This window comes from Roseovarius sp. M141, assembly GCF_024355225.1.
Taxonomy (GTDB): Bacteria; Pseudomonadota; Alphaproteobacteria; order Rhodobacterales; family Rhodobacteraceae; genus Roseovarius.
In genome coordinates this window covers 2,135,024-2,156,662 of sequence record NZ_VCNH01000008.1, presented here as the reverse complement: position 1 = coordinate 2,156,662, position 21,639 = coordinate 2,135,024, and the positions used below count along the sequence as shown (strand labels likewise).

Below are 21,639 nucleotides of genomic sequence, written 5' to 3'. Positions count from 1 at the left end.
TCGCGGAGTTGCACAACGCATCTGCCAAACATGCGTGCGCCGCGCCCGTTGCCTGGGCGCGGCGCTGCTATACCTGGTCGCGGGCCATGCGTCAGGCGGCGTCCTTATGCTGCAACTGGCGCAGCGTATGACCATATGCACCAGCCTTGAGATACGCGGTCTCGGGCAGGGTCGATTTACGGTCAAGCGCCGCGTTGCGGTAGGGAAAGCGTCCGAACTGGCGGATCACGTCGCGGTGCGCGCGCGCATGCAGCAGTGTACCGGCCCCGGTTTGCGGCATCCGCTCGCAAATGAGGCGAATGCAACGCTCCTGATCACACAGGTTTTCCGAATGCATCAGCGGCAGGTAGAAGAACTGGCGCGCAGGTTCGTCAATCGCCATGTCCCACTTGCGATCAATCGCGGCCTTGGCGGCAGCGACGGCCTGACGGTCAGTGGCAAAGCTGCCCGCCTGTCCGCGAAACATGTTGCGCGGAAACTGGTCCATCAGGATAATATACGCCAGCGTGCCCGCCGGGTAGGTCAGCCACAAACCGAACGTTCCCGAGCTGGCCTTTTCCCAAGCCCCCTCGAACCGATCCCGGATCGCCGCATCCAGCGTCTCCGATTGGTCATACCAGCCCTGCTCGCCCACGTCGTCGAGCCAGAATTTCAAAACGTCGTCCGGGTTCACCACGGGTCTGCTCCTTTAGTGGCCAATGCCGATAATCCTAGGGTACTGCCCCGCGCCTCTGCTTGAACAGTAAAGTATTCCTACAAACGCAACATATCGCTCACGCGCATCCGGGCAGAGCTGTCCTCAGGCTTCTGCGGCGCGGGCATCGGCCTCTTCTTCCTCCTGGGCTATATCGATGGCGTATTCCTGCGCCATGGTAACGGCGACAGGCGACGACGACGGCATGACCGTCGTGTAGGTATCGGTGGGGTCGACAGTGGGCGCCTTGCGCTGCGTCATACGATAGGCCGCATAAGCGGCCATCGCCGCGCCCAGAATGGCAATATACAGGAAAAATCCGCGCGGCCCCATCACGCCCATCATCCAGCCGGTGATCAGCGGACCGGCGACAGCGCCCAACCCGTTGATAAAGATCAGCCCACCTGCGGCAGCGGCCATATCCTCATGCTCCAAATAATCGTTGGTATAGGCAATCAACAGCGAATACAGCGGGTTGGATAGCCCGCCCACCACAAAGGCGGCCGCCAGCAGCACCCAAAAGAACGTGCCGAACAGCATGGCGACAAGCGCGCCGAACGCCACCCCCGCCGACGCGATCAGGATCAGCAGGCGGCGGTCCACCTTGTCCGACAGCCAGCCCAGCGGATACTGGATGATCAACGCCCCGATGTAAAAGGACGACACGAAGGCCGAAATTTCGCCAACGCTCAGCGCCGCCTTACCGCCGTAGACCGCAGCCATCCCGAACTGCGCCGAGAAGACTCCACCCAACAGGAACATGCCGACACAGCCAAGTGGCGAGGTGTGGTATATCTGCATCAGAGTCATCGGCTTGGTCCTGTCGAACGCCGGCGTCGGGCTAATCGACAGCAGAATCGGCGCAAACGAAATCGAAATCAGCACCGACGGGATGATGAACAGAACAAACCCGCCCGGATCGGCCACGATCAGCAGCGCCTGCGCCGATACGATGCCGATCATCTGCACGATCATGTACAGTGACAGTGCCTTGCCGCGGTTCTCATTGCTGGCCGAATTGTTCAGCCAGCTTTCGGCGGTGACATAAACGCCCGAAAAGCAAAACCCGATCAGGATGCGCGCAGCGCCCCAGGCCCAGGGGTCCGTCCAAGTCGGATACAGCAGCATCGCCGATGAAATCATCGATCCCAGGGCCGCAAAGACCCGCACATGCCCGACGCGGCGGATCATCTCGGGCGCCATGCGCGACCCGAAAAGAAAGCCGACGAAATAGCCCGACATGACCAGCGACATCTCGAAGGTCGAGAACCCCTCGATCTCCCCCCGGATACCCAAAAGCGTGCCCTGCATGCCGTTCCCGACCTGAAGCAGCATCATCCCGAACAACAGCGCCCACGCGCCGGACAGAACCTTGATCATCGGACGTCTTCCCTTGTCGTATTGAGGGCAATCTGCGGCGAATCAGGCCCCATGTCGCGCCCACGAGCGACACGTGCCGGGGCGTAGGTGCCGCCATTGGCAGTGTTTCAGTCCGGGATCAACAGGGATGCGTCGCCGTAGGAAAAAAACCTGTATTCTGCGCCGACGGCATGGGTGTATATCTGGCGCAACCTGCCCTGTCCGATCAATGCGGCGACCAGCATCATCAGCGTCGATTTCGGCAGGTGGAAGTTGGTCATCAGCGCATCCGTCACGCGAAACCGGAAACCCGGATAGATGAAAATATCCGTCTCGCCCCGCCACGGCGCGATTGCGCCGCTGGCCTGCGCCGCACTTTCGATCAGGCGCAGCGCGGTGGTGCCCACGGGGATGATCCGCCCGCCCGCTGCGCGGGTCGCCGCAATCTGCGCGGCGGCCTCTGGGGTCACCTCGCCCCATTCGGCGTGCATCTTGTGGGTGGTGACGTCGTCCACCTTGACCGGCAGGAACGTGCCGGCGCCAACATGCAACGTGACATGGGTGAATTCCACGCCCTTCGCGGCCAGCGCCGCCAGCAGTGCGTCGTCAAAATGCAGCGATGCCGTGGGCGCCGCGACGGCGCCGGAATGACGGGCCCAGACCGTTTGATAATCATCCTTGTCGGCGGCGTCGGCGGGGCGGCGCGCGGCAATGTAGGGCGGCAGGGGCATCGCGCCCGCCTCGGCCAATGCGGCGTCGAAATCATCGCCCAGCAGATTGAAGCGTAGCAGAGCCAGCCCGTCTTGCTTGCCCTCGAGCGTCGCCGATAGCGAATCGGAGAATATCACCACCTCGCCCAACGCCAGCTTTTTCAGCGGCTTGATCATCGCGCTCCACGTGCCGTCTGCGCGCGGCTCCAGCAGTGTCGCCTCGATACGGGCCTCGGTCTGCCCTTGGGCGCCGGTGCGGCGGCGCACACCGCTCAGACGTGCGGGAATGACGCGCGTGTCGTTCAGCACCAAACGGTCACCGGGGCGCAGCCAATCGGGCAGATCGCCCACATGCGCATCAGTGATCCCCTTCCCTTGGGCCACCAGCAGTCGCGCGGCACTGCGCGGGCGGACGGGCCGCGTGGCAATCAGCGCCTCGGGCAGGTCATAGTCGAAATCGCTGAGCTTCATCGCGTCCCAATCCTGTTTCATCCGGTGCCGTCACCTGCGGTTCCGCCTGCCATGATCCACCGGCTTGCGCACAGGTTTGGGCGGCGGCCCGACAGCACTATCCGGCCCCCCTGCCGCCTGTCCGCCCGTGTCCGCAGCAGTGCCCGGCGGCGCGGCGCGTTTCGGCGGCTCTGGCGGCGAGCGGCGGAAAATCTCGCGGAACATGCCGGGTGTCAACAGCGACAGTGGATTGACCCCGACGCGCGGTGACGCGGCAGGCCCCGTGAGCGTATAATTGACCCCCACCAGCCCCTCGCCGCGCCGGGTAAACATCGCGCCGATGGCGTTGACCACATAAAGCGGTGACACGACGCCCTGCATATCCATCTGCTTGCTTCCCAGATTATAATAACCATCCATCGAGATACCCATCGACGCCCCCACCGCGCTGCCTGAATACAGCGTCAGCCGCTCTGGCCCCAGCCGAAACCGCGCATCTACATCGCTGAAATGGATGCCACTTCCCGACATCTGCTCCAGCAGGCCGACAACGCTGAGCGCGCTCAGAAGCGCCGCCAATGCCGGCGCGTCCGTCAGCCATATGTCACCGCCCTTCAGCCGGCCCTCATAGGTGCCGGGCGCGCCTGCCGGTGTCAGGATCAGCTCCATCTGGCCGCCGCGCGCCTGTTTCAGCAGACCGGCGGCGCCCAGAACGCCCCCCGCGTCAGCGGTGGTGATGCGGAATGCGCTGCGCCTGTCCTGCGGCTCGACCCGGCCCCGAATGGCTGCGCCGCCGTTAACGCGGCCCATGAAGTTCCCGTCGACGCCGCGCGCCAGATCCAGATCGGCGCGAAACCCGGTCAGCGCCAATGCATCCGACACCGTCAACCGATCCAGCGCCAGCGATACCGGCCCGCCAGCGCCACCGCCGCCGCCAGACAAATCGGCGCGGCGCAGATCGATGCTGCCGCCCGTCACCTCGATGCGCGGCGCCGCGCCCTTACCGCGCCCGATCAGCGCGACCGGTGCGTCCAGCCAACCGCCCACCCGCACGCGCGAAAACTGTGCACGCGCCAATTGGCCGCTGGGCTTCAGCGTGACACTGCCCAGCGCCGTCAGCCCCGGCGCATCCAGCGACAGGTGGTCGATCCGCGGCGGCGTGCCCAACCGGCCGCGTACCTCCAGCGCGCCGCGCGTGGCGCGCCCGAGGGACCAGTTCAGCTGTGGCAGCGACAGCCCCAGCCCCACCAGATCCGAGGTAAGCGTGAACGCCGCCGCGCCCTCGGGCCCAAGATCGACGGCTATCTGCGCGGGCGCGCTACCGCTAAGGCTGCCCGGCGGCAGGCCGATGCCGAACGCATCGGCAAAGCCCTGACTCAGCATGATGGTTCCCTCGATGCGGCTGCCCTTGGACTCGGGGCCCAGCACGGCGTTCCAGTGGCCGTTGAATGGCACACCATCCAGTTGCCCGTCGCCGCCGATGCGCAAGCGATCCTCCGCCAGACGCAAATCCAGCGTCTGCGCCGTCAGAACGCGCCCCGGCACCAGAACGTCGCTGCGCAGGTCCGACAACTCGCCCGCCACCTCGACGCGCACATCCTTGGTCTTTAGGTGGCGCATCAACGGTAAGCCGAGATCGACCGCCACGCGCGCCCGCCCCTCGGCCAGCGTGACCGGCCGACCCTGCTTGCTCAGGAAGCGGAACGGCTCTTCGTCGATCAGCGCCAGCGCCGCAGTGATCGTACTGGACGCGCGCACCGCCACCTCCGCCGGAGCAGGTTTGATTTTGGTATTGGGCACGACAAAGCTGGTGCCCGCGATATCGATGCTCCCGCCCTGCGGCGCCTCGACGTGGCCTACCTCGGCCTCGATGGCAAAGCGGTTGCCCAGCAACACCGCCTTGCCGGACATCCCCTCGATCACGGGCATCTGTTTCATGAAACGGGATCTGAGCCCCGTGAAATCAAAGGCCAGAGCCACCGATCGGGCCTGCCCGGGTCTTGATCTGAAAGCCAGATCGATGTTGTGCAAATCAGCAGTTTGCACATTTTCATCGACCCATTTGCGGGTCTTGGGCACGGCCGCCTCGGGCCACAATTGCATCAGCCGAGCCCCGTTAATACCGTCCAGCCGTCCATCCAATGCCAGATCCCAGCCTGCATCACTGCCGCGCAGATCGCCGTCCAGCACCAGATGGCGGCCCTGATCCGACAGACTCAGTTGGCCAACACTCAGATGAAACGGCTCCAGCCGCAGGCGCAGGTCCAGCGCGGCGCTGTCCACCTGCACGGGCGCAGCGTATAGATCAGCAGGATTGGCAATGATATTGCTGACGCGCAACTGTGCCTGCAATTCGTCCGGCCAGCCATTGGTGCCCCCGATCAGATGCGCCACGCCCTCGGCGCTGGCCGTCACCCATTTGCTATCGATCGACAACGTGCCGATCTCGATCTTCTGCGCAATGGGATCGTAGGTGAAATAGGCGCGGGCGGCATCAAAGGCGATCGGCTTGGTCGCGGGGTGGGGTTGCAGTACGCCCTGCCCTATTTGCAGCGTCGCATTCATCGGTCCCAGCCTGCCGCTGGCATCCAGCCGGGCGCGCAGCGCGCCCGAAATCGGCGCATCAAGCGCGCCCAGAACCGCCAACGCCGGCGATTGCATCGCCAACTCGCCCGCCGGCAGGTCCGAAAAATTCAGCCCCAGCTGCGCCGCCGTGCTGCCGATCTGGCTGGAGAAATTGAACTCCAGCGTGCTGGCATAGGACCGCGCGCCCAGCACGGTGAAATCACCGCGCGCCTGTAGCACGCCCCCCTCTCGCGTGACCGATACCTTGCCGCCATCCACCGTCCAGGCGCGCCCCGTACGCGCATCCTCATAGCGCAGCGTCATGTTGTCGGCGCGCACGTCGTCGAGCGATGCCAGCGCCGGGCGCTCCAGCACCGCGTCGATCTGCGCAATCAGCGAGGGCACGTCGCGCGGCCGGTCGCGACCACCGCCCACCCCCATATCGGCGCCCAACTGCACGCCCAGCCCACCAGAATCGTCGCGGCGCAGATGCACCTGAAGACCCGATAGCCGAATACCCGCCGGCTGCACCTGCCCCCGCAATAACGGGCGCAACCGGGCGGTGCCGCTCAGCTCGGCCAAGGTTGCGATCACGCGACGGTCCGGTCCGCGCAACGTCACCGCGCGCAGGGCCAACCGCGGCGTCCATCCCTTTTCGATGACGACGGCCATCTGGCCCAGCTCAACCTGAAGACCACCCGCCTGGCTGTTGATCCGCTCGGTGATGCGCGCGCGCAGCCACTCGGGCACGGCAACGGGCGTACCCAGATAGGACAGCACGAACAGCGCCATCGCGCTGGCCAGCGCGGCCATGCTCAGCAGGGACCACAGCCCGGCCTTGCGCCGCCTGCGCCGCCGCCGCGCGCGGTGCGCATGGGCATCGTGCCCCTCAGAGTCCGCGCTTGGCGGCTGGGAACCTGTCTCGCTCATCTGCTCCTTCGGGGGCTTTTTTGCGCGCCCCTCTTTGTGTCTTTGCGATGGGTCGTCGCAATGCGTCCCTTCCATACGGGCCGCACCGGGTTAGTATATCAGGAACACCGCCATCACCAAGGACAGCTCATGCCCGATATTTCCGACAATGCCCCCGATTTCACCCTCCCTGCGTCCGGCAGCGGCGAAATTCAGCTCAGCGCGCTGCGCGGCGCGCCGGTGGTTCTGTTCTTTTACCCCCGCGACGATACCACCGGCTGCACGCGCGAGGCGCTGGATTTCACCGCCCTGACCGGCGAATTCGACCAGATCGGCGTGCGCCTCATCGGCATTTCCAAGGATTCGATCGCCAAGCATGACAAGTTCCGCGACAAGCACGGCCTGACCATACCCTTAGCCTCGGACGAGAATAGCGCGACCTGCGAGGATTACGGCGTCTGGTGCGAAAAGAAGATGTACGGCAAGACCTTCATGGGGATTGAGCGCAGCACGTTCCTGATCGACGCCGAGGGCCGAATCGCGCGCGTCTGGCGCAAGGTCAAAGTGCCAGGCCACGCCCAAGAGGTGCTGGAGGCCGCGCGCGCCCTCTGACGCCGCCTTAAGATGGCGGGCCTGCGCATAGTCAGGTCTGACCTGCGACATCCAGGCGCAGGCCAGACCTGCAAATCCCCGCCCAGCCGTCTGCAAATCGGCGATAATTTGCCACTTCTCACCGCCTCAAGTGATTCGCGGTGCCATGACGGCCAAAACTGTTGCTCATGGTCCACGCTCTGTCTAAGCACAACCGCAAGGCGCCTCGCTCTGAAGAATGTGCGCCACTCGGGATGGACACGGATAATCTGAGGACGGGATATTTTGCGGACACTGATCGCAATAAAAGCACATGCTTTTCTGGAACGCCATTTTCCCGAACGTCGGGTCTTTTTGCGGTCTGACACCGACACGCGGTTTATTCGGCTACGACCGGCGACTCAGCTGATCGCCTTCAGCGGCGTGTCGTTGATTGTCGCCTGGTCGATCATCGCGACCGCCATCCTGCTGATGGACAGCATCGGGTCGGGCAACTTTCGCGAACAGGCCAAGCGCGATCAGCGCACCTATGAAAACCGCCTCAATGATCTGAGCAGCGAACGTGACAAGCGCGCCATCGAGGCGCGCGAGGCGCAGGAGCGCTTCAACTCGGCGCTTGAACAGATTTCCGTCATGCAGTCCGAACTGCTGGCCTCCGAGACCCGCCGTCGCGAGATGGAGACCGGGATCGACGTGATCCAGTCCACCCTGCGCCGCACCATGCATGAACGTGACGCCGCCCGTGGCAAGGCCGACACTCTCACAGTTGAACTCGAGACATCGGGCGACCGTGACGCGCTGTCCACCGGCGACGGTGCAGGCGGCAACGTCGTTGATTTCCTGACCCTTGCGCTGGCCGAAACCGCCGCCGAGCGCGACCAGGTCACCGCCGATGCGCAGGACGCGCTGATTCAGGCCGACGAGATGCAGCAGCAGATTCGCCTGATGCAGGACCAGAACGACCAGATCTTTCGCCAGCTCGAGGATGCGATGACCATATCGGTCGAGCCGCTGGACAAGATGTTCCGCTCTGCCGGGATGAGCACCGAAAAGATCCTGAACACCGTGCGCAAAGGCTATTCCGGTCAGGGTGGTCCCCTGATGCCGCTCAGCTTTTCCACCCGCGGCGAAGCGCCGTCACCGGACGCCGCCCGTGCCAACCGCCTGCTCAACCAGCTTGACCGCCTGAACCTGTACCGCATCGCCGGAGAAAAGGCACCTTTTGCCCTGCCTCTCAAGGGCGCATTTCGCTACACTTCGGGCTTTGGTCCGCGGTGGGGTCGCATGCACAACGGCACGGATATGGCCGGCGATCACGGCTCACCCATCTACGCCACGGCCGACGGTGTTGTCACGCACGCAGGCTGGCAGTCCGCCTATGGGCGTCTGGTCACGATCAAGCATGCCTTCGGAATCGAGACGCGCTATGCCCATCAATCGAAAATCCGCGTAAAGAAGGGGCAAAGGGTCTCGCGTGGGGATCGCATCGGTGATATGGGAAACTCTGGACGATCCACCGGCACCCATCTACACTATGAAATCAGGGTGGACGGCAAGGCCATCAACGCAATGACATTCATCAAGGCTGGTAGAAATGTTTTCTAAGAGCAAAATCAACGATCCTGGTCCGCAGAAGGGCGACGCGCCTAAACCGGCCGGTTATGACAAGCCTCTGGACGCGCCCAAGCCTGCGGCCGCGCAGGGCGGCGATTACAAGGCAGCAGCGCCCAAGGCCAAGCCGCCCGCATCGGTGCTGTCCTCGGATCTGCATGTCACTGGCAACATGAAGACGACCGGCGACATTCAGGTTGAAGGCACGGTTGAGGGCGACATCCGCGCCCATCTGTTGACCATCGGCGAGACGGCGACGATCAAGGGCGAAGTGATTGCCGATGACGTCGTGGTCAATGGCCGCATCGTGGGCCGCGTTCGCGGCCTCAAGGTACGCCTGACATCGACCGCACGCGTCGAGGGGGATATCATTCACAAGACCATCGCCATCGAATCCGGCGCCCATTTCGAGGGATCGGTTCAGCGTCAGGACGATCCGCTGAACCCCAAGGGCAAGGCGCCCGAGGCCAAGCCCAGCTAACACCGGCTTTGCAGCACTCGGATTTCCCAGATCAACCGCTCCCGCCGTATCCGGTTCGGGGGCGGTTTTCGTTGCTGCCCAGGGGTCTTGCGTATAAAATAAGGGCGGGCTCGCCGGACCGCCCCCGTCCGGATAATCGTACCGGCCGATTTTCAGTTGATACCCCACCCGTTATCTGGATATGCAGCGCGTTGGATGCACCACCCGACGGGGTAGACAAACCGGCATGTATATCAGCTTGACCCGATTTTCATGCAACTTTGCACACTCAGCGGTTTTGCCACAACTGCCGCGCAATCAGCCAGGTCACGGGGAAACTGACGACAAAACCGAGGGCAGCGGCGATCAGAATGCCGCTCATGTCGTCATACCCCATGACGAGCGCCGCGATAACGCCACTCCCCGCAAGGGTCGAGCCGATGAAAAGATGTAAAATACCGGCCAATCGCCACATGGTCCCGCTCCGTCTATGGGGTCATTTTTCGCCACTTTGACCGGCGGCACAGCGCCCTGCCTTGATCCATGTCAGACTGACGCTGAATGGCGCCCGCCCTGCACTGTTCGGTCAATTCGATGCGTCCGGTTGGAACCTATCCGTATGCGGCGCGTTCTCCTGACGCAATGATAAAAGGAACGTCAAAATGCTGAAAGCCACACTCGCCATCATCGTCGCTCTGGGCCTCGCCGCCTGCGAGACGACCGAGGGATTCGGCCGTGACGTTCAAAAGGCCGGTCAGGCGATCGAAGACGAGGCTGATTAAAGCGCGCCGAAACAGGCCTTAAGGCCGAAGAAAAACATACCGGAGGCGGTTCTTTGAAAGAATCGCCTCTTGGGACGGTCTGTAGTGTCAACAACGACAACCGATACATAGCCCACCTGCACTATCGTGGAATATGATCGAAATTCGGCAGCAGTTCCCCTTTGGCCGGTTTCAACTGGCCCTGCCCGCGCCCCTGCCTCTTATCCGTCCATCTTGAGCGCGGAGATGAATGCCTCCTGCGGGATTTCCACCTTGCCGAACTGGCGCATCTTCTTCTTGCCGGCCTTCTGCTTCTCCAGCAGCTTTTTCTTGCGCGTTGCATCGCCGCCATAGCACTTCGCCGTCACGTCCTTGCGCATTGCTGACAGCGTTTCGCGCGCGATCACCTTGCCACCGATAGCGGCCTGAATCGGGATCTTGAACATGTGACGCGGTATCAGATCCTTCAGCTTTTCTACCATGGCGCGCCCGCGCGACTCGGCCCGGTCGCGGTGAACCATCATCGACAGCGCATCGACCGGCTCGTCATTGACGAGGATCGACATTTTCACAAGGTTGTCCGTACGATAACCAAGCATCTGATAATCGAAGCTGGCATACCCTTTGGTCACCGATTTCAGCCTATCGTAGAAATCGAACACCACCTCATTCAGCGGCAGATCATAGACCACCATCGCGCGGCTGCCCGCATAGGTCAGATCCTGCTGAATACCGCGCCGATCCTGGCACAGCTTCAACACATCGCCCAGATATTCGTCCGGCACCAGAATGGTCGCCTTGATCCGCGGCTCTTCCACGTGATCCACCGTCGACAGGTCCGGCATGTCCGCCGGGTTGTGCAGCGGCAAAAGCGTACCGTCGCGCATGAAGACGTTGTAGATCACCGACGGCGCCGTGGTGATCAGCTCGATGTCATATTCGCGTTCGATCCGGTCGCGGATGACCTCGAGGTGAAGCAGCCCCAGAAACCCGCAGCGAAAGCCAAAGCCAAGCGCCGCAGATGTTTCCATCTCGTAGCTGAAGCTGGCGTCGTTCAGCGCCAGCTTTTCGATGGCGTCGCGCAGATCCTCGAACTCGGCGGAATCGACCGGGAAAAGCCCACAGAACACCACCGGGACCGATGGCTTGAACCCCGGCAGCGGCGTGGCGCAAGGCGCCTTGTCCAGGGTGATGGTGTCGCCGACTTTCGTATCGCGCACCTGCTTGATCGACGCGGTGATAAATCCGATTTCCCCCGGCTCCAGCTGGTTCACGACCGTCATGGCCGGGCGGAACACGCCGATTCGCTCGATCTGATGCACCGATCCGTTCTGCATCATGCGCACCCGGTCGCCCTTTTTCAGGATACCGTCCATGATGCGCACCAGGACGATCACCCCCAGATAGGCGTCATACCAGCTATCGACCAGCATCGCCTTGAGCGGCGCATCGCGGTCGCCTGTGGGCGGTGGCAGATGGGTGATGATCGCCTCCAGCGTCTCGACGATGCCCTGCCCCGTCTTGGCGCTGACGCGGATCGCGCCGCTGGCATCGATACCGATGACATCCTCGATCTGCTCGGCCACGCGTTCGCAATCGGTGGCGGGTAGGTCGATCTTGTTCAGGACCGGAATGATTTCGTGGCCCGCGTCGATGGCCGTGTAGACATTGGCCAACGTCTGCGCCTCGACCCCTTGCGTCGAGTCCACGACCAGCAGCGATCCCTCGACCGCGCGCATGGAGCGACTGACCTCATAGGCGAAATCGACATGGCCGGGCGTGTCGATCAGGTTCAGCACGTAGTCTTCGCCATTCAGCGCGGTATAGTTGATGCGTACGGTCTGCGCCTTGATGGTGATACCGCGCTCGCGCTCGATATCCATGCTGTCCAGCATCTGTTCCTTCATGTCGCGTTCGGCGACAGTGTTCGTCTGCTGGATCAGGCGATCGGCAAGCGTGGATTTCCCGTGATCGATATGCGCCACGATCGAGAAATTGCGGATATGTGCGAGGTCTGTCATGGCGTCCGATATGGTGCGTAATAAGGGTTTGGTCAAGCTGGATCGCACGACCGGGACGCGAATGCACGTCGTCATCTTGTGAATTGAAAATCCCCGCCGGATCAGGCAGAAAGGCTGCAAGTAACAGACCGCAAAGGGGGATGTACCCCCTCGGGCACAGGGCAGACATGGGGCATGGACCCCGGGGCAGACATGAGGCAGTGGCAATGAAGAATATCCTGATCCTTGGCATGATCCTGGCGCTGGCCGGGTGCGGCGGCGGCAACCGGTCCAAAGGCGGGTCCAGTCGCGGCGCAGCGCAGCTTTATACGCCCACGGCCAGCGGCCCGATAAAATCGGCCTGCCTTGCTTCGGGGCGCAAGGCGCGGTCAAATCATCTGTGCGGCTGCATTCAGGCCGTGGCCGACCGGAACCTGTCGCGCGGCGAACAGAGACGCGCGGTCAAATTCTACTCCGACCCGCAATCGGCGCAGGACATCCGCCAATCCAGCCGCCCCAAAGACAAGAGCTTTTGGAAGTCCTATTCGGATTACAGCAAGCAGGCCGAGCGTACCTGCACCTGACCGCCGTGGCAGCTGCGACCAAAGGAACCGCCGGTGTTACCGTGTCGCTGACACGCGATTGACAATATTCAGGCTGAAGGTTTGCACCAAGATCACCAGCGTCAGCTACAAGACAAGCATAGCATGAGGTCTGACGCGGCGCTAAAGCTGATCCAGCAGATCACAGAAAGCGACAGCGCCTTCCGCTCGCCAGCGCATACGCGCGGCGGGATGACCCGCATTGCCACCAGTGGCGCCCGCCGACAAGCTGGGCTATAGCGGCGCAACACCAAGTTAGGGAGCGCCGGACATGAGCGACCAGGAGCAGCCACAGATCTATCTGATCACCCCGGCCGAGTTTGATCTCAGCCAGTTTCAGGACCGATTGGCCGCCGTGCTGGATGCACAGCCCGTTGCCTGCCTGCGCGTGGCCATGGCCACCCATGACGAGGACCGCATCGCGCGCGCCGCCGATGCCTGCCGCGAGGTGTGCCATGCGCGCGACGTCGCGATCGTGATGGCCAACCACATCACCCTGGCCGAGCGGCTGGGTCTGGACGGCGTGCACCTTCCGGACGGCGCGCGATCCGTACGCAAGGCCCGCAAGGCGCTGGGACCTGATGCCATCATCGGCGCCTTCTGTGCGCAATCGCGCCACGAGGGTATGAACGCAGGCGAGGCCGGTGCCGATTATATCGCCTTTGGCCCGGTCGGCGCCTCAGGCCTCGGGGATGGCGAGCAGGCCGAGCCCGAGCTGTTCGGTTGGTGGAGCGAGATGATCGAACTGCCCGTCGTGGCCGAGGGGGCGCTGGATGCCGGGCTGATCACCGCGCTGGCGCCGGTCACGGATTTCTTCGGCATCGGCGATGAGATCTGGGGCCAGGATGACCCCGCCGCCGCCCTCGGGCAGTTGATCCGCGCAATAGGGTAGCCTCAAGCGTGTCGCGAAAAACCTGAATCACAGCGTTTCACCTTAGCTGAGTGCCTCAGGTTTAAGGTGAAACTCTTTAGTCCGGCAGGCTTTGCCGGTCCGGCGGCATGGCGGCGCGCACGGTGCGCTCCGCCTCGGTGGCCAGTGCCTTGCGGTTGTTGAAATCGGCCACTCGCAGCGGCGTGTGATAGATCAGCTCAACCCGCCCCCCGCGCCGCGCCGCAAAAACCTGCGCGGCATGGGGGGCAAAATCCATTTCCCCATACCATCCATAGAAGGCCGCATCCGCGCCGCCGGGCGCGTGATAGATCACCGTGACCGGCTGAACATGCAGCATCGGCGCCAGAGTGGGTGCAAAGAAGGCCTGAAACAGCGTCGACTTGAACGGCAGCACGCGCAGCCCGTCCGTCGACGTGCCTTCGGGAAAGAAAACCAGCTGCTGACCGGCCAGCAGACGCGCCTCCAGCGCAATTGCCTGCACCTGCGCCTCGCGTGCATCCCGGCGGATGAACAGCGTCCCGACCAAGCGCGCCAGAAACCCGATCACAGGCCAGCCCGAAACCTCGGATTTGGAGACAAAAACGATGCGGTGCCGCGCGTTCAGCACAAAGATATCCAGCCAGGACGCGTGGTTTGCCACCACCGCGCCCGGCTGCGCCATGGGGGCGCCGCGCACCGTCAGGTGCAGCCCCGCGATGGCCGTGCCGGCACGGCAAAAACCCTGCACGATGTACCCTGACACCGGCCTGCGCAGGCCCGCCAGCGGACGCTCGACCGCACGGACCAGCAGCAACAGGGGCAACAGGACCGCCAGCACGCTCAGCAGCAGCGCCGCCCGTACAGCGATCCGCACACGCCCCGCCGCCGCAGGCCGGGTCAGAACAGGGTCGGGCCGCGGCCATGGAGGCGCCGTCATTCGCCCCCCGCCGGAGCGTAGAGCGCGCGGTGCAGCGCCCCAAGGCGCGGCGTATCCATGATCAGGCAGACATCGGTGGTGTTGAATTCGTGGTCGACGAACGCACCGTCACCGACATAGCCGCCGAGACGCAGATAGGCCTTGATCAGCGGTGGCACCTGCAACATCGCAGCGCGGCGGTCCAGCATCTCGGGGGCGATCAGGTCCATCGGCTGATAGCGCAGTGAGCGTGCTCTCAGTTCGGGTGGGGCCAGATGGCGGTGGTGCAACAGCGACAGCGGCGCCGCCAGCGCCGATGCATCCGTGCCATGAAAGCTGGCAGCGCCAAACAACACTTCGGCGTCATGATCAGCCACATACCGCGCCAGCCCCCGCCACAGATGCAGCAGCGCCTGCCCCCCCCGATAGCGCGCATCGACGCAGGACCGGCCCAGTTCCAGCAGATTGCGCCCGGAGGTACGCAGCGCGCTCAGGTCGTATTCGTCCTCGGAGTAGAACTGCCCCGCACGCGCGGCCTGATCAGCGCGCAGCAGGCGGTAGGCACCGACCACCTGATCCTGAGGATTGCCCGGCAATGCGCGGTCGCGCAACAGCAGGTGGTCGAACCAGCCGTCAAAACGGTCGGCCTCAATGCCGGCCTCATGGTCGACCATCGCGCCGCCGCCGCCCAGTTCCTGAACAAAGACGCGGTATCGCAGGCGCTGCGCCGCGCGAATATCAGCCGCGCTGCTGGCTAACGTGACCTCAAAATCAGGAAGGCGGCGGCGGATCGCGCGTGTATGCATTCTGTCCTCGGGGAACGTGAACTCGACCGCTTTCTATGGGTCGGGGCGACCAATGGCAACATCGCCCCCGATTGACGCGTGATGCGCGGCTGCGCCTGTGCTACCGTCTGGGTTGAACCGGCCGACGTTAATTGTTTTGTAACAAACATCAGCGATCAAAGACAGGCAGCAGCATGACGCGGCTGGTCTCTATCACCATCTTGCCCATATCAGGGAAATTAACCGTGACCCTGCCCGCCACATTCGATTGCACTTGGCCCACCCCCCAATCGGGATGGCTCGGTGCCTCGACCCGCATGCCGGGTTCCAGAAATGCCGCGAAGTCGCTCATCAATATGCCTGTGTCGAAAGGATTCAGATGACCCAGCCTAACCGCAATTTCGGCGCCCTGATAGGCTCGCGTATTTGCCATGATCTGATCAGCCCCGTCGGCGCCATTTCCAACGGGTTGGAGCTGCTCGGCCTTGCCGGGGTTCCGGACGGGCCGGAAATGGCGTTGGTCGCGGATAGCGCGGCACATGCCAATGCGCGGCTGCGGTTTTTTCGCGTCGCGTTCGGCCTGTCCAGCGATGCGCAAAATATAGGCGCACGCGAGATTCGCAGTATTTTAGGCGACATCTATACCGCCAAGGTCAGTTGCGACTGGCAAATCGATGCGCCGTTGCCACGAAGCGTAGTGCAGGCAGCGTTTCTGGCCCTGCTCTGCGGTGAACAGGCCGTACCCTTCGGCGGCGTCCTGACCATTGCCGAGGGCGATGGCACCCTGATCCTGACCGTCACCGGCGACAGGCTGACGCCGCAGACAGACGACTGGGCACGGCTGACCGACGCGCAGCCGGGCAATCTGGATGACCTGTCGGCCACGCACGTGCAGTTCGCGCTGCTGCCTGATCTGCTGGCCGATCTGGGGCGTCCGGCGCGCGTGTCCCTGGCCGACCCTGTCACGCTGGAATTCTAGCGCCCACCCCGGGCCCGCCTGCCCCGCAGACAATCAGCCGCGCACCGCGCCGTCGCCCGTCACCAGATACTTGAAGCTGGTCAGCTGTGCTGCGCCCACCGGCCCGCGCGCATGCAGCTTGCCTGTGGCGATGCCGATCTCGGCACCCATGCCGAATTCACCGCCATCCGCAAACTGGGTCGACGCGTTGTGCATCAGGATTGCGCTGTCGACCTGCGCAAAGAATGCATGCACCGCCGCCGGATCTTCGGAAATGATGCAATCGGTATGATGCGAGCCATATTCCGAAATATGCCCGATGGCGAGGCCCAGATCACCCACGACGCGCGCGGCGATGATGCTGTCCAGATATTCGTGGCCCCAATCCTCCTGCCGCGCAGGGACGGTGCCGTCGATGGCCGACAGGGTCTCATCGGCGCGCACCTCGACGCCCGCGGCGATCAGTGCGCGGATCAGATCGCTGGCCAGACCGCCCACCAGATCGCGGTGGATCAGCAGGCATTCGGCCGCGCCGCAGATGCCGGTGCGGCGCGTCTTGGCGTTCAGCACCACGCGCATGGCCTTTTCCGCGTCAGCAGCGGCGTCGACATAGATATGCACGATCCCCTCCAGATGGGCAAAGACCGGCACGCGCGCCTCGCGCTGGACGAGGGCAACCAGTTCCTTGCCACCACGCGGGACGACCACGTCGATGGTGCCGGTCATTTTCAGCATCTCGTGAACGGCGGCGCGGTCGCGCGTCTGGACCAGCTGGATCGCCTCTTCGGGCAGACCGGCCTCGCGCAGGCCCTGTTTCAGGCAGGCATGGATCGCGCGGGAACTGTGATAGCTTTCCGATCCGCCGCGCAGGATGACCGCATTGCCGGCCTTCAGGCACAGTGCCCCGGCATCCGCCGTCACATTCGGGCGGCTTTCATAGATCACGCCGATCACACCCAGCGGCGTGCGCACGCGCTGGATATGGATGCCGCTGGGCTGGCTCCAATCCGCCAGCACCTCGCCCACCGGGTCTGGCTGATCGGCAACGGCGCGCAGCCCGTCCGCGATGGCGCGAATGCGCGCCTCATCCAGCAGAAGGCGGTCGATCATCGCATCGCTCAGCCCCTTGTCGCGGGCGGCGGCCACATCCTTGGCGTTCGATTCGATGATCGCCGCGCGGCGGGCCCAAACGGCATCGGAGGCGCCGCGCAGGGCGCTGTCCTTGCGGCCCGATTCGGTTACGGCCAGTTCGGTCGCGGCGGCGCGGGCGCAGGCACCCATGCGTGCCATGAGGGCGGGGATGTCTTGCTGTTCAGTCATGACGTCGGCTCCTTGCGGGAAACTATGCCGGTGATTTGTGCCGGAGAAAATGTATCGACGCGTCAGAACGCCATATCGTCGCGGTGAATCAGCGCCGCGCGCGCAGGATAACCCAAAACGGCGGCGATCGCATCCGAGCGCAATCCCTGCACCAGCGCCGCCTCCTGCGCGTCATAGCGGGTCAGGCCCAGCCCCAGCCGCGCGCCGTCCGGGCCTGCGATCTCGACCGCGTCGCCGCGTCCGAAATCGCCATCGACCCCCGTCAGCCCGGCCGGCAGCAAGCTGCTGCCGCGCGTCATCGCCTGCGCCGCGCCAGCATCGACATGCAGCCGCCCCCGCGCCTTCATGCCGCCAATCCACGCCTTGCGCCGCTGCTGCGGCGTGCCCTGCGCGGTGAACCATGTCGCGGCTGCGCCGGCCTCGATCGCGGCCAGTGGATGCAGCACGAATCCATTGGTGATGGCCATGTCGCAGCCGGCCGCCATCGCCGTCTTCGCCGCCATCAGCTTGGTTTTCATGCCTCCCTTGCTGAGACCGGAGCCGGCATCACCGGCCATCGCCTCGATCTCGGGCGTGATCGCGTCTATGATATCAAAGCGCTGCGCCGCGCTGTCCTGCGACGGGTTGCCAGAATAAAACCCGTCGATATCGCTGAGCAGGATCAACTGGTCGGCGCCTGCCGTTACCGCCACCTGCGCAGCCAGCCGGTCGTTGTCGCCATAGCGGATTTCGTCCGTTGCCACGGTATCGTTTTCATTCACGATGGGCACCGCACCAAGGCGGATCAGCTGCTCCAGCGTCGCACGGGTGTTCAGATAGCGGCGCCGGTCGGTGCTGTCCTCCAGCGTCACCAGCACCTGAGCGGCGATCAGCCCGCGCGCGGCCAACGCGGCATCATAGGCACCCGCCAGCCGGATCTGGCCCACGGCGGCGGCGGCCTGGCTTTGCTCCAGCGTCAGCGTTCCGGCAGGAAGGCCCAGCGTGCCGCGCCCCAGCGCGATGGACCCGGACGACACCAACACCACGTCCGTGCCGCGCGCGCGCAGACGCGCGACGTCATCGGCCAGCCCCTCCAGCCAGTCGGCACGCAACGCGCCAGTGGTCCGGTCGACCAGTAGGGCCGAGCCGACCTTGATGACCAACCGTTTGGCGTCTGTCAGGGCCGCCACGGCGCCGGCTCTTCTTCGACCTCTGTGCGGTGGCGCAGGCGATCATCGTCGATTTCGGTGCGCAGGGCCCGCAGGACATCGGTTACGCCGTCACCCGCGACGCCGGACATCGTCATCACCGGGCCGCCGGATGCTTCTTCCAGCGCCGCTTTCGCCTCGGCCAGCGCGTCCTCATCCAGCGCGTCGATCTTGTTCAGCACGGTCAGGCGCGGTTTGGAGGCCAGCGGGCCGTCATAGGCCTCGATCTCGGTTATTATCGTCTGATAATCGTCGGCGATGGTCTGAGACGTGCCATCGACCAGATGCAGCAGGATCGCGCAGCGCTCCACATGGCCGAGGAACAGATCACCCAGCCCCCTGCCCTCGCTGGCGCCATCGATCAAACCGGGAATATCTGCAACCACGAATTCGACATTGTCGACGCCGACGACACCCAGATTGGGGTGCAGCGTGGTAAACGGATAATCGGCGATCTTGGGCCGTGCATTCGATGTGGCCGCGAGGAATGTCGACTTGCCCGCGTTCGGCATCCCCAGCAGACCCACATCGGCAATCAGTTTCAACCGCAGCCATATCGTCCGCTCGACCCCCTCCTGCCCCGGATTGGCCCGGCGCGGGGCCTGATTGGTCGAGGATTTGAAATGCAGGTTGCCAAAACCGCCATTACCGCCACGCGCCAACTGCACGCGCTGGCCCAGCTCGGTCATGTCCGCGATCACCGTCTCCTGATCCTCATCGAGGATTTCGGTGCCGACGGGCACGCGCAGCACGATATTGTCGCCAGTCTTGCCGGTGCGCTGCTTGCCCATACCGGGCTGACCGCTACGGGCAAAGAAATGCTGCTGATAGCGAAAGTCGATCAGCGTGTTCAGCCCATCGACCGCTTCGGCCCAGACCGAGCCGCCATCGCCGCCGTCGCCACCGTCGGGGCCGCCGAATTCGATGTATTTCTCACGGCGAAAGCTGACACAGCCACCACCACCGCCGCCCGAGCGGATGTAGACCTTGGCGAGATCGAGAAATTTCATGGCCGGTTCCCTGCATGCGCGGGCGGCAACGCCCTGCGCCCTGTCGTGCCCTCCTTACGCAATGCGCGCGCGCGGCTCAATCCAGTTTTCGGCAATATGTCCATGTTGGAACCGCAAAGCCCCGTGCAAGGCAGTAAGTTTCCGCATCGCCCAGGTAGGTAAAGCCGCAATTCGTCAAAACCCGCGCCGACGCCGGGTTTCCTTGCTGCACGGTGGCAAAGATCGTGCGGCATTTCTGCGGGTTCGCCGCGATCAGCGCGCTCACCGCCGCCGATGCAACGCCGGAATTCCAGAACAGCGGCGCGACCCAATAGCCGATCTCGGATTGGTCCACGTCCAGCCGGGTCAGGCTGATCACCCCCACAAGTGCGCCACTTTCGGCACGGGTGCCGTCGATCGCCCAGGCATCCTCAATCCGGTCCTCGGCCATGCTACGGTCGATAAACGCCTCGGTCGTGCCGGGGGGCAGCGGATGGGGGATGGACGAGGTTGTCTGCGCAACGCGCAAATCACTTGTGTAGAGCGTCATCAACCCTGCATCCGACGGGCACATCGGCCGCAGATCATAAAGGCCCGCCGTAATCACAGGTTGGCGTTCGGTATAGGCAAGACCCATGTCTAGCCTCCTTTCCAGAAGCGATGGCAGAACGGTGGCCGCTGCAAAACCACCCGGTCACGAACAGCGATGTTTCCCCGCAGGCCTTAGCGATGGTCAACAAAACAATTCATACCCGCACGCCATAACAACTAAAAGTTGAAAAATCGTTTAGGTTAGATGGCATAAGGTTGATTCACTTGAGAAGCCCTGCGGCGACGGCAAGCGGGCCGTAGCATAAGAAACGGGGACCGGCGGTTGCCCGCCGATCCCCAAAATCTTAGGCCAGTATGAGGCGCGGCTTACTCGGCGGCTTCGGCCACGGGCAGGACGGAAATGAACTTGCGCCCCTTCAGCCCGGTGTGGAATTTCACATGACCTTCGATCACCGCAAAGATGGTGTGATCCTTTCCCAGACCGACGCCCTCGCCCGGCCACATCTTGGTGCCGCGCTGACGCATGATGATGTTGCCCGGAATGACGGATTCGCCACCGTATTTCTTGACGCCAAGGCGACGACCCGCGCTATCGCGGCCGTTACGGGATGAGCCGCCTGCTTTTTTATGTGCCATTTGGTCTCTCCTTAACCTTTGGTCAGTTCTTTGGCCTGGTCAATCCAGCCTTCACGCTCGATCCGGCCCTTGAACGACAGTTTCTCGTCCATATCAGCAACGTCGGCTTCGGTCCATGCCGCGATCTGGGCAAAGCTGGTCACGTTCGCAGCATGCAGCTTCTTTTCCAGTGCAGGGCCAACGCCCGACAGACGCTTCAGATCGTCGCCACCGGCAGCTTTCGCCGCCTTGGAAGCTGCGGCTTTCTTGGCGGGGGCTTTCTTGGCGGCGGGTTTGTCGCCCGACGTGATCGCCGCGCCCGAAACCGAGCCTGCGCCAATGGCAGATTTGACGCCCGACTTGTCTGCGCCCTCGCCCAGAATGTCCGTCACGCGCAGCAGCGTCAGCTGCTGGCGGTGGCCCTTGGTGCGCTGCGAGCCGTGCTTGCGGCGGCGCTTGACGAAGTGGATGACCTTTTCGCCCTTGATCTGGTCGATGACCTCGGCCTGCACGCAGGCCCCGTCGATCATGGGCGCACCGACGACCGGGCTGTCGCCGCCCAGCATCAGGATATCGTTGAATTGAACTGTTTCGCCCGCCTCGGCGGCCAGTTTTTCGACACGCAGCATATCGCCGGATTTAACCCGATACTGCTTGCCCCCGGTTTTCAGAACCGCAAACATCTGTCTTTCCCTCAAATTTCCGCGTCCGCCGGTCCCCGGTCTTTGGGTGTT

General features: G+C 63.6%; 22 protein-coding genes. 7 read left to right on the top strand and 15 right to left on the bottom strand.

Annotation, left to right across the window (positions count from 1 at the left end):
• Window positions 1–91 precede the first annotated feature (91 nt).
• The 4 genes from FGD77_RS14510 to FGD77_RS14495 all read right to left on the bottom strand — a co-directional run bounded on the left by FGD77_RS14510 (window position 92) and on the right by FGD77_RS14495 (window position 6,708).
• Window positions 92–676 carry a DUF924 family protein gene (locus tag FGD77_RS14510; protein ID WP_255010856.1) on the bottom strand — a complete coding sequence of 195 codons (585 nt, stop codon included), beginning with the start codon at window positions 674–676 and terminating at the stop codon, window positions 92–94.
• 123 nt (window positions 677–799) lie between these two features.
• Complete coding sequence (locus FGD77_RS14505; RefSeq protein WP_255010853.1) at window positions 800–2,074, bottom strand: MFS transporter; 1,275 nt, start codon at window positions 2,072–2,074, stop codon at window positions 800–802.
• Window positions 2,075–2,181: 107 nt separating this feature from the next.
• On the bottom strand, window positions 2,182–3,234 hold the full coding sequence (gene queA, locus FGD77_RS14500; RefSeq protein WP_255014240.1) for a tRNA preQ1(34) S-adenosylmethionine ribosyltransferase-isomerase QueA: 1,053 nt from the start codon (window positions 3,232–3,234) through the stop codon (window positions 2,182–2,184).
• Between the two features lie 30 nt (window positions 3,235–3,264).
• Window positions 3,265–6,708, bottom strand: coding sequence for an AsmA-like C-terminal region-containing protein (locus FGD77_RS14495; RefSeq protein WP_255010851.1), 3,444 nt, complete (start codon window positions 6,706–6,708; stop codon window positions 3,265–3,267).
• A gap of 129 nt (window positions 6,709–6,837) precedes the next feature.
• On the opposite strand from FGD77_RS14495, the gene FGD77_RS14490 reads away from it, so the two are divergent.
• The 3 genes from FGD77_RS14490 to FGD77_RS14480 all read left to right on the top strand — a co-directional run bounded on the left by FGD77_RS14490 (window position 6,838) and on the right by FGD77_RS14480 (window position 9,370).
• Window positions 6,838–7,299, top strand: a complete 462-nt coding sequence (locus FGD77_RS14490; RefSeq protein WP_255010849.1) for a peroxiredoxin — start codon at window positions 6,838–6,840, stop codon at window positions 7,297–7,299.
• A gap of 264 nt (window positions 7,300–7,563) precedes the next feature.
• Window positions 7,564–8,883, top strand: coding sequence for a M23 family metallopeptidase (locus FGD77_RS14485; protein WP_255010847.1), 1,320 nt, complete (start codon window positions 7,564–7,566; stop codon window positions 8,881–8,883).
• Window positions 8,873–9,370: a polymer-forming cytoskeletal protein gene (locus FGD77_RS14480; protein WP_255010845.1), complete on the top strand. Its 498-nt coding sequence runs from the start codon at window positions 8,873–8,875 to the stop codon at window positions 9,368–9,370. The genes FGD77_RS14485 and FGD77_RS14480 overlap by 11 nt, the downstream gene beginning before the upstream one ends.
• A 268-nt stretch (window positions 9,371–9,638) precedes the next feature.
• Here the strand turns inward: FGD77_RS14480 and FGD77_RS14475 are convergent, their stop codons facing one another.
• A complete protein-coding gene (locus tag FGD77_RS14475) occupies window positions 9,639–9,824 on the bottom strand; it encodes a CTP synthetase (RefSeq protein ID WP_255010843.1) in 186 nt (61 codons plus the stop codon).
• 187 nt (window positions 9,825–10,011) lie between these two features.
• On the opposite strand from FGD77_RS14475, the gene FGD77_RS14470 reads away from it, so the two are divergent.
• Window positions 10,012–10,131 (top strand): entericidin A/B family lipoprotein, encoded by a 120-nt coding sequence (locus FGD77_RS14470; protein ID WP_255010842.1) that lies wholly within the window; start codon window positions 10,012–10,014, stop codon window positions 10,129–10,131.
• A 200-nt stretch (window positions 10,132–10,331) separates the two neighbouring features.
• Here the strand turns inward: FGD77_RS14470 and lepA are convergent, their stop codons facing one another.
• On the bottom strand, window positions 10,332–12,131 hold the full coding sequence (gene lepA, locus FGD77_RS14465) for a translation elongation factor 4 (RefSeq protein ID WP_255010841.1): 1,800 nt from the start codon (window positions 12,129–12,131) through the stop codon (window positions 10,332–10,334).
• A 206-nt stretch (window positions 12,132–12,337) separates the two neighbouring features.
• On the opposite strand from lepA, the gene FGD77_RS14460 reads away from it, so the two are divergent.
• The gene (locus FGD77_RS14460) at window positions 12,338–12,694 is read left to right on the top strand and encodes a hypothetical protein (RefSeq protein ID WP_255010840.1); all 357 of its coding nucleotides are present in this window, start codon (window positions 12,338–12,340) and stop codon (window positions 12,692–12,694) included.
• 289 nt (window positions 12,695–12,983) lie between these two features.
• Complete coding sequence (locus FGD77_RS14455; RefSeq protein WP_255010839.1) at window positions 12,984–13,604, top strand: thiamine phosphate synthase; 621 nt, start codon at window positions 12,984–12,986, stop codon at window positions 13,602–13,604.
• A 76-nt stretch (window positions 13,605–13,680) separates the two neighbouring features.
• On the opposite strand, the gene FGD77_RS14450 is transcribed toward FGD77_RS14455, so the two are convergent.
• The 3 genes from FGD77_RS14450 to FGD77_RS14440 form a co-directional block, all read right to left on the bottom strand.
• Complete coding sequence (locus FGD77_RS14450) at window positions 13,681–14,520, bottom strand: 1-acyl-sn-glycerol-3-phosphate acyltransferase (protein WP_255010838.1); 840 nt, start codon at window positions 14,518–14,520, stop codon at window positions 13,681–13,683.
• Window positions 14,517–15,305 (bottom strand): GNAT family N-acetyltransferase, encoded by a 789-nt coding sequence (locus tag FGD77_RS14445; RefSeq protein WP_255010837.1) that lies wholly within the window; start codon window positions 15,303–15,305, stop codon window positions 14,517–14,519. Before FGD77_RS14445 ends, FGD77_RS14450 begins: the two co-directional genes overlap by 4 nt.
• Before the next feature lie 148 nt (window positions 15,306–15,453).
• Entirely contained in the window at window positions 15,454–15,636 is a 183-nt protein-coding gene (locus FGD77_RS14440; RefSeq protein ID WP_255010836.1) for a DUF3553 domain-containing protein, read from the bottom strand.
• 27 nt (window positions 15,637–15,663) lie between these two features.
• On the opposite strand from FGD77_RS14440, the gene FGD77_RS14435 reads away from it, so the two are divergent.
• The gene (locus FGD77_RS14435; RefSeq protein WP_255010835.1) at window positions 15,664–16,263 is read left to right on the top strand and encodes a histidine phosphotransferase family protein; all 600 of its coding nucleotides are present in this window, start codon (window positions 15,664–15,666) and stop codon (window positions 16,261–16,263) included.
• Window positions 16,264–16,296: 33 nt separating this feature from the next.
• Here FGD77_RS14435 and FGD77_RS14430 read toward each other — a convergent pair whose 3' ends face one another.
• The 6 genes from FGD77_RS14430 to FGD77_RS14405 all read right to left on the bottom strand — a co-directional run bounded on the left by FGD77_RS14430 (window position 16,297) and on the right by FGD77_RS14405 (window position 21,588).
• On the bottom strand, window positions 16,297–17,562 hold the full coding sequence (locus FGD77_RS14430; protein WP_255010833.1) for a glutamate-5-semialdehyde dehydrogenase: 1,266 nt from the start codon (window positions 17,560–17,562) through the stop codon (window positions 16,297–16,299).
• Between the two features lie 62 nt (window positions 17,563–17,624).
• Complete coding sequence (proB, locus tag FGD77_RS14425) at window positions 17,625–18,731, bottom strand: glutamate 5-kinase (RefSeq protein ID WP_255010831.1); 1,107 nt, start codon at window positions 18,729–18,731, stop codon at window positions 17,625–17,627.
• Window positions 18,719–19,759 carry a GTPase ObgE gene (gene obgE / locus FGD77_RS14420; protein ID WP_255010828.1) on the bottom strand — a complete coding sequence of 347 codons (1,041 nt, stop codon included), beginning with the start codon at window positions 19,757–19,759 and terminating at the stop codon, window positions 18,719–18,721. The genes proB and obgE overlap by 13 nt, the downstream gene beginning before the upstream one ends.
• 76 nt (window positions 19,760–19,835) lie before the next feature.
• A complete protein-coding gene (locus FGD77_RS14415) occupies window positions 19,836–20,375 on the bottom strand; it encodes a GNAT family N-acetyltransferase (protein ID WP_255010826.1) in 540 nt (179 codons plus the stop codon).
• Window positions 20,376–20,656: 281 nt separating this feature from the next.
• Entirely contained in the window at window positions 20,657–20,926 is a 270-nt protein-coding gene (rpmA, locus tag FGD77_RS14410; protein ID WP_255010823.1) for a 50S ribosomal protein L27, read from the bottom strand.
• Between the two features lie 11 nt (window positions 20,927–20,937).
• Window positions 20,938–21,588 (bottom strand): 50S ribosomal protein L21, encoded by a 651-nt coding sequence (locus FGD77_RS14405; RefSeq protein WP_255010821.1) that lies wholly within the window; start codon window positions 21,586–21,588, stop codon window positions 20,938–20,940.
• Between the last annotated feature and the right edge of the window lie 51 nt (window positions 21,589–21,639).

What these genes read in the sequence shown, in the direction of transcription:
- FGD77_RS14505 (WP_255010853.1), bottom strand. Translation starts at nt 2,074, where the DNA reads ATGATCAAGGTTCTGTCCGGCGCGTGGGCGCTGTTGTTCGGGATGATG.
- queA (WP_255014240.1), bottom strand. Translation starts at nt 3,234, where the DNA reads ATGAAGCTCAGCGATTTCGACTATGACCTGCCCGAGGCGCTGATTGCC.
- FGD77_RS14495 (WP_255010851.1), bottom strand. Translation starts at nt 6,708, where the DNA reads ATGAGCGAGACAGGTTCCCAGCCGCCAAGCGCGGACTCTGAGGGGCAC.
- FGD77_RS14490 (WP_255010849.1), top strand. Translation starts at nt 6,838, where the DNA reads ATGCCCGATATTTCCGACAATGCCCCCGATTTCACCCTCCCTGCGTCC.
- FGD77_RS14480 (WP_255010845.1), top strand. Translation starts at nt 8,873, where the DNA reads ATGTTTTCTAAGAGCAAAATCAACGATCCTGGTCCGCAGAAGGGCGAC.
- FGD77_RS14475 (WP_255010843.1), bottom strand. Translation starts at nt 9,824, where the DNA reads ATGTGGCGATTGGCCGGTATTTTACATCTTTTCATCGGCTCGACCCTT.
- FGD77_RS14470 (WP_255010842.1), top strand. Translation starts at nt 10,012, where the DNA reads ATGCTGAAAGCCACACTCGCCATCATCGTCGCTCTGGGCCTCGCCGCC.
- lepA (WP_255010841.1), bottom strand. Translation starts at nt 12,131, where the DNA reads ATGACAGACCTCGCACATATCCGCAATTTCTCGATCGTGGCGCATATC.
- FGD77_RS14460 (WP_255010840.1), top strand. Translation starts at nt 12,338, where the DNA reads ATGAAGAATATCCTGATCCTTGGCATGATCCTGGCGCTGGCCGGGTGC.
- FGD77_RS14455 (WP_255010839.1), top strand. Translation starts at nt 12,984, where the DNA reads ATGAGCGACCAGGAGCAGCCACAGATCTATCTGATCACCCCGGCCGAG.
- FGD77_RS14450 (WP_255010838.1), bottom strand. Translation starts at nt 14,520, where the DNA reads ATGACGGCGCCTCCATGGCCGCGGCCCGACCCTGTTCTGACCCGGCCT.
- FGD77_RS14445 (WP_255010837.1), bottom strand. Translation starts at nt 15,305, where the DNA reads ATGCATACACGCGCGATCCGCCGCCGCCTTCCTGATTTTGAGGTCACG.
- FGD77_RS14440 (WP_255010836.1), bottom strand. Translation starts at nt 15,636, where the DNA reads ATGAGCGACTTCGCGGCATTTCTGGAACCCGGCATGCGGGTCGAGGCA.
- FGD77_RS14435 (WP_255010835.1), top strand. Translation starts at nt 15,664, where the DNA reads ATGACCCAGCCTAACCGCAATTTCGGCGCCCTGATAGGCTCGCGTATT.
- FGD77_RS14430 (WP_255010833.1), bottom strand. Translation starts at nt 17,562, where the DNA reads ATGACTGAACAGCAAGACATCCCCGCCCTCATGGCACGCATGGGTGCC.
- obgE (WP_255010828.1), bottom strand. Translation starts at nt 19,759, where the DNA reads ATGAAATTTCTCGATCTCGCCAAGGTCTACATCCGCTCGGGCGGCGGT.
- FGD77_RS14415 (WP_255010826.1), bottom strand. Translation starts at nt 20,375, where the DNA reads ATGGGTCTTGCCTATACCGAACGCCAACCTGTGATTACGGCGGGCCTT.
- rpmA (WP_255010823.1), bottom strand. Translation starts at nt 20,926, where the DNA reads ATGGCACATAAAAAAGCAGGCGGCTCATCCCGTAACGGCCGCGATAGC.
- FGD77_RS14405 (WP_255010821.1), bottom strand. Translation starts at nt 21,588, where the DNA reads ATGTTTGCGGTTCTGAAAACCGGGGGCAAGCAGTATCGGGTTAAATCC.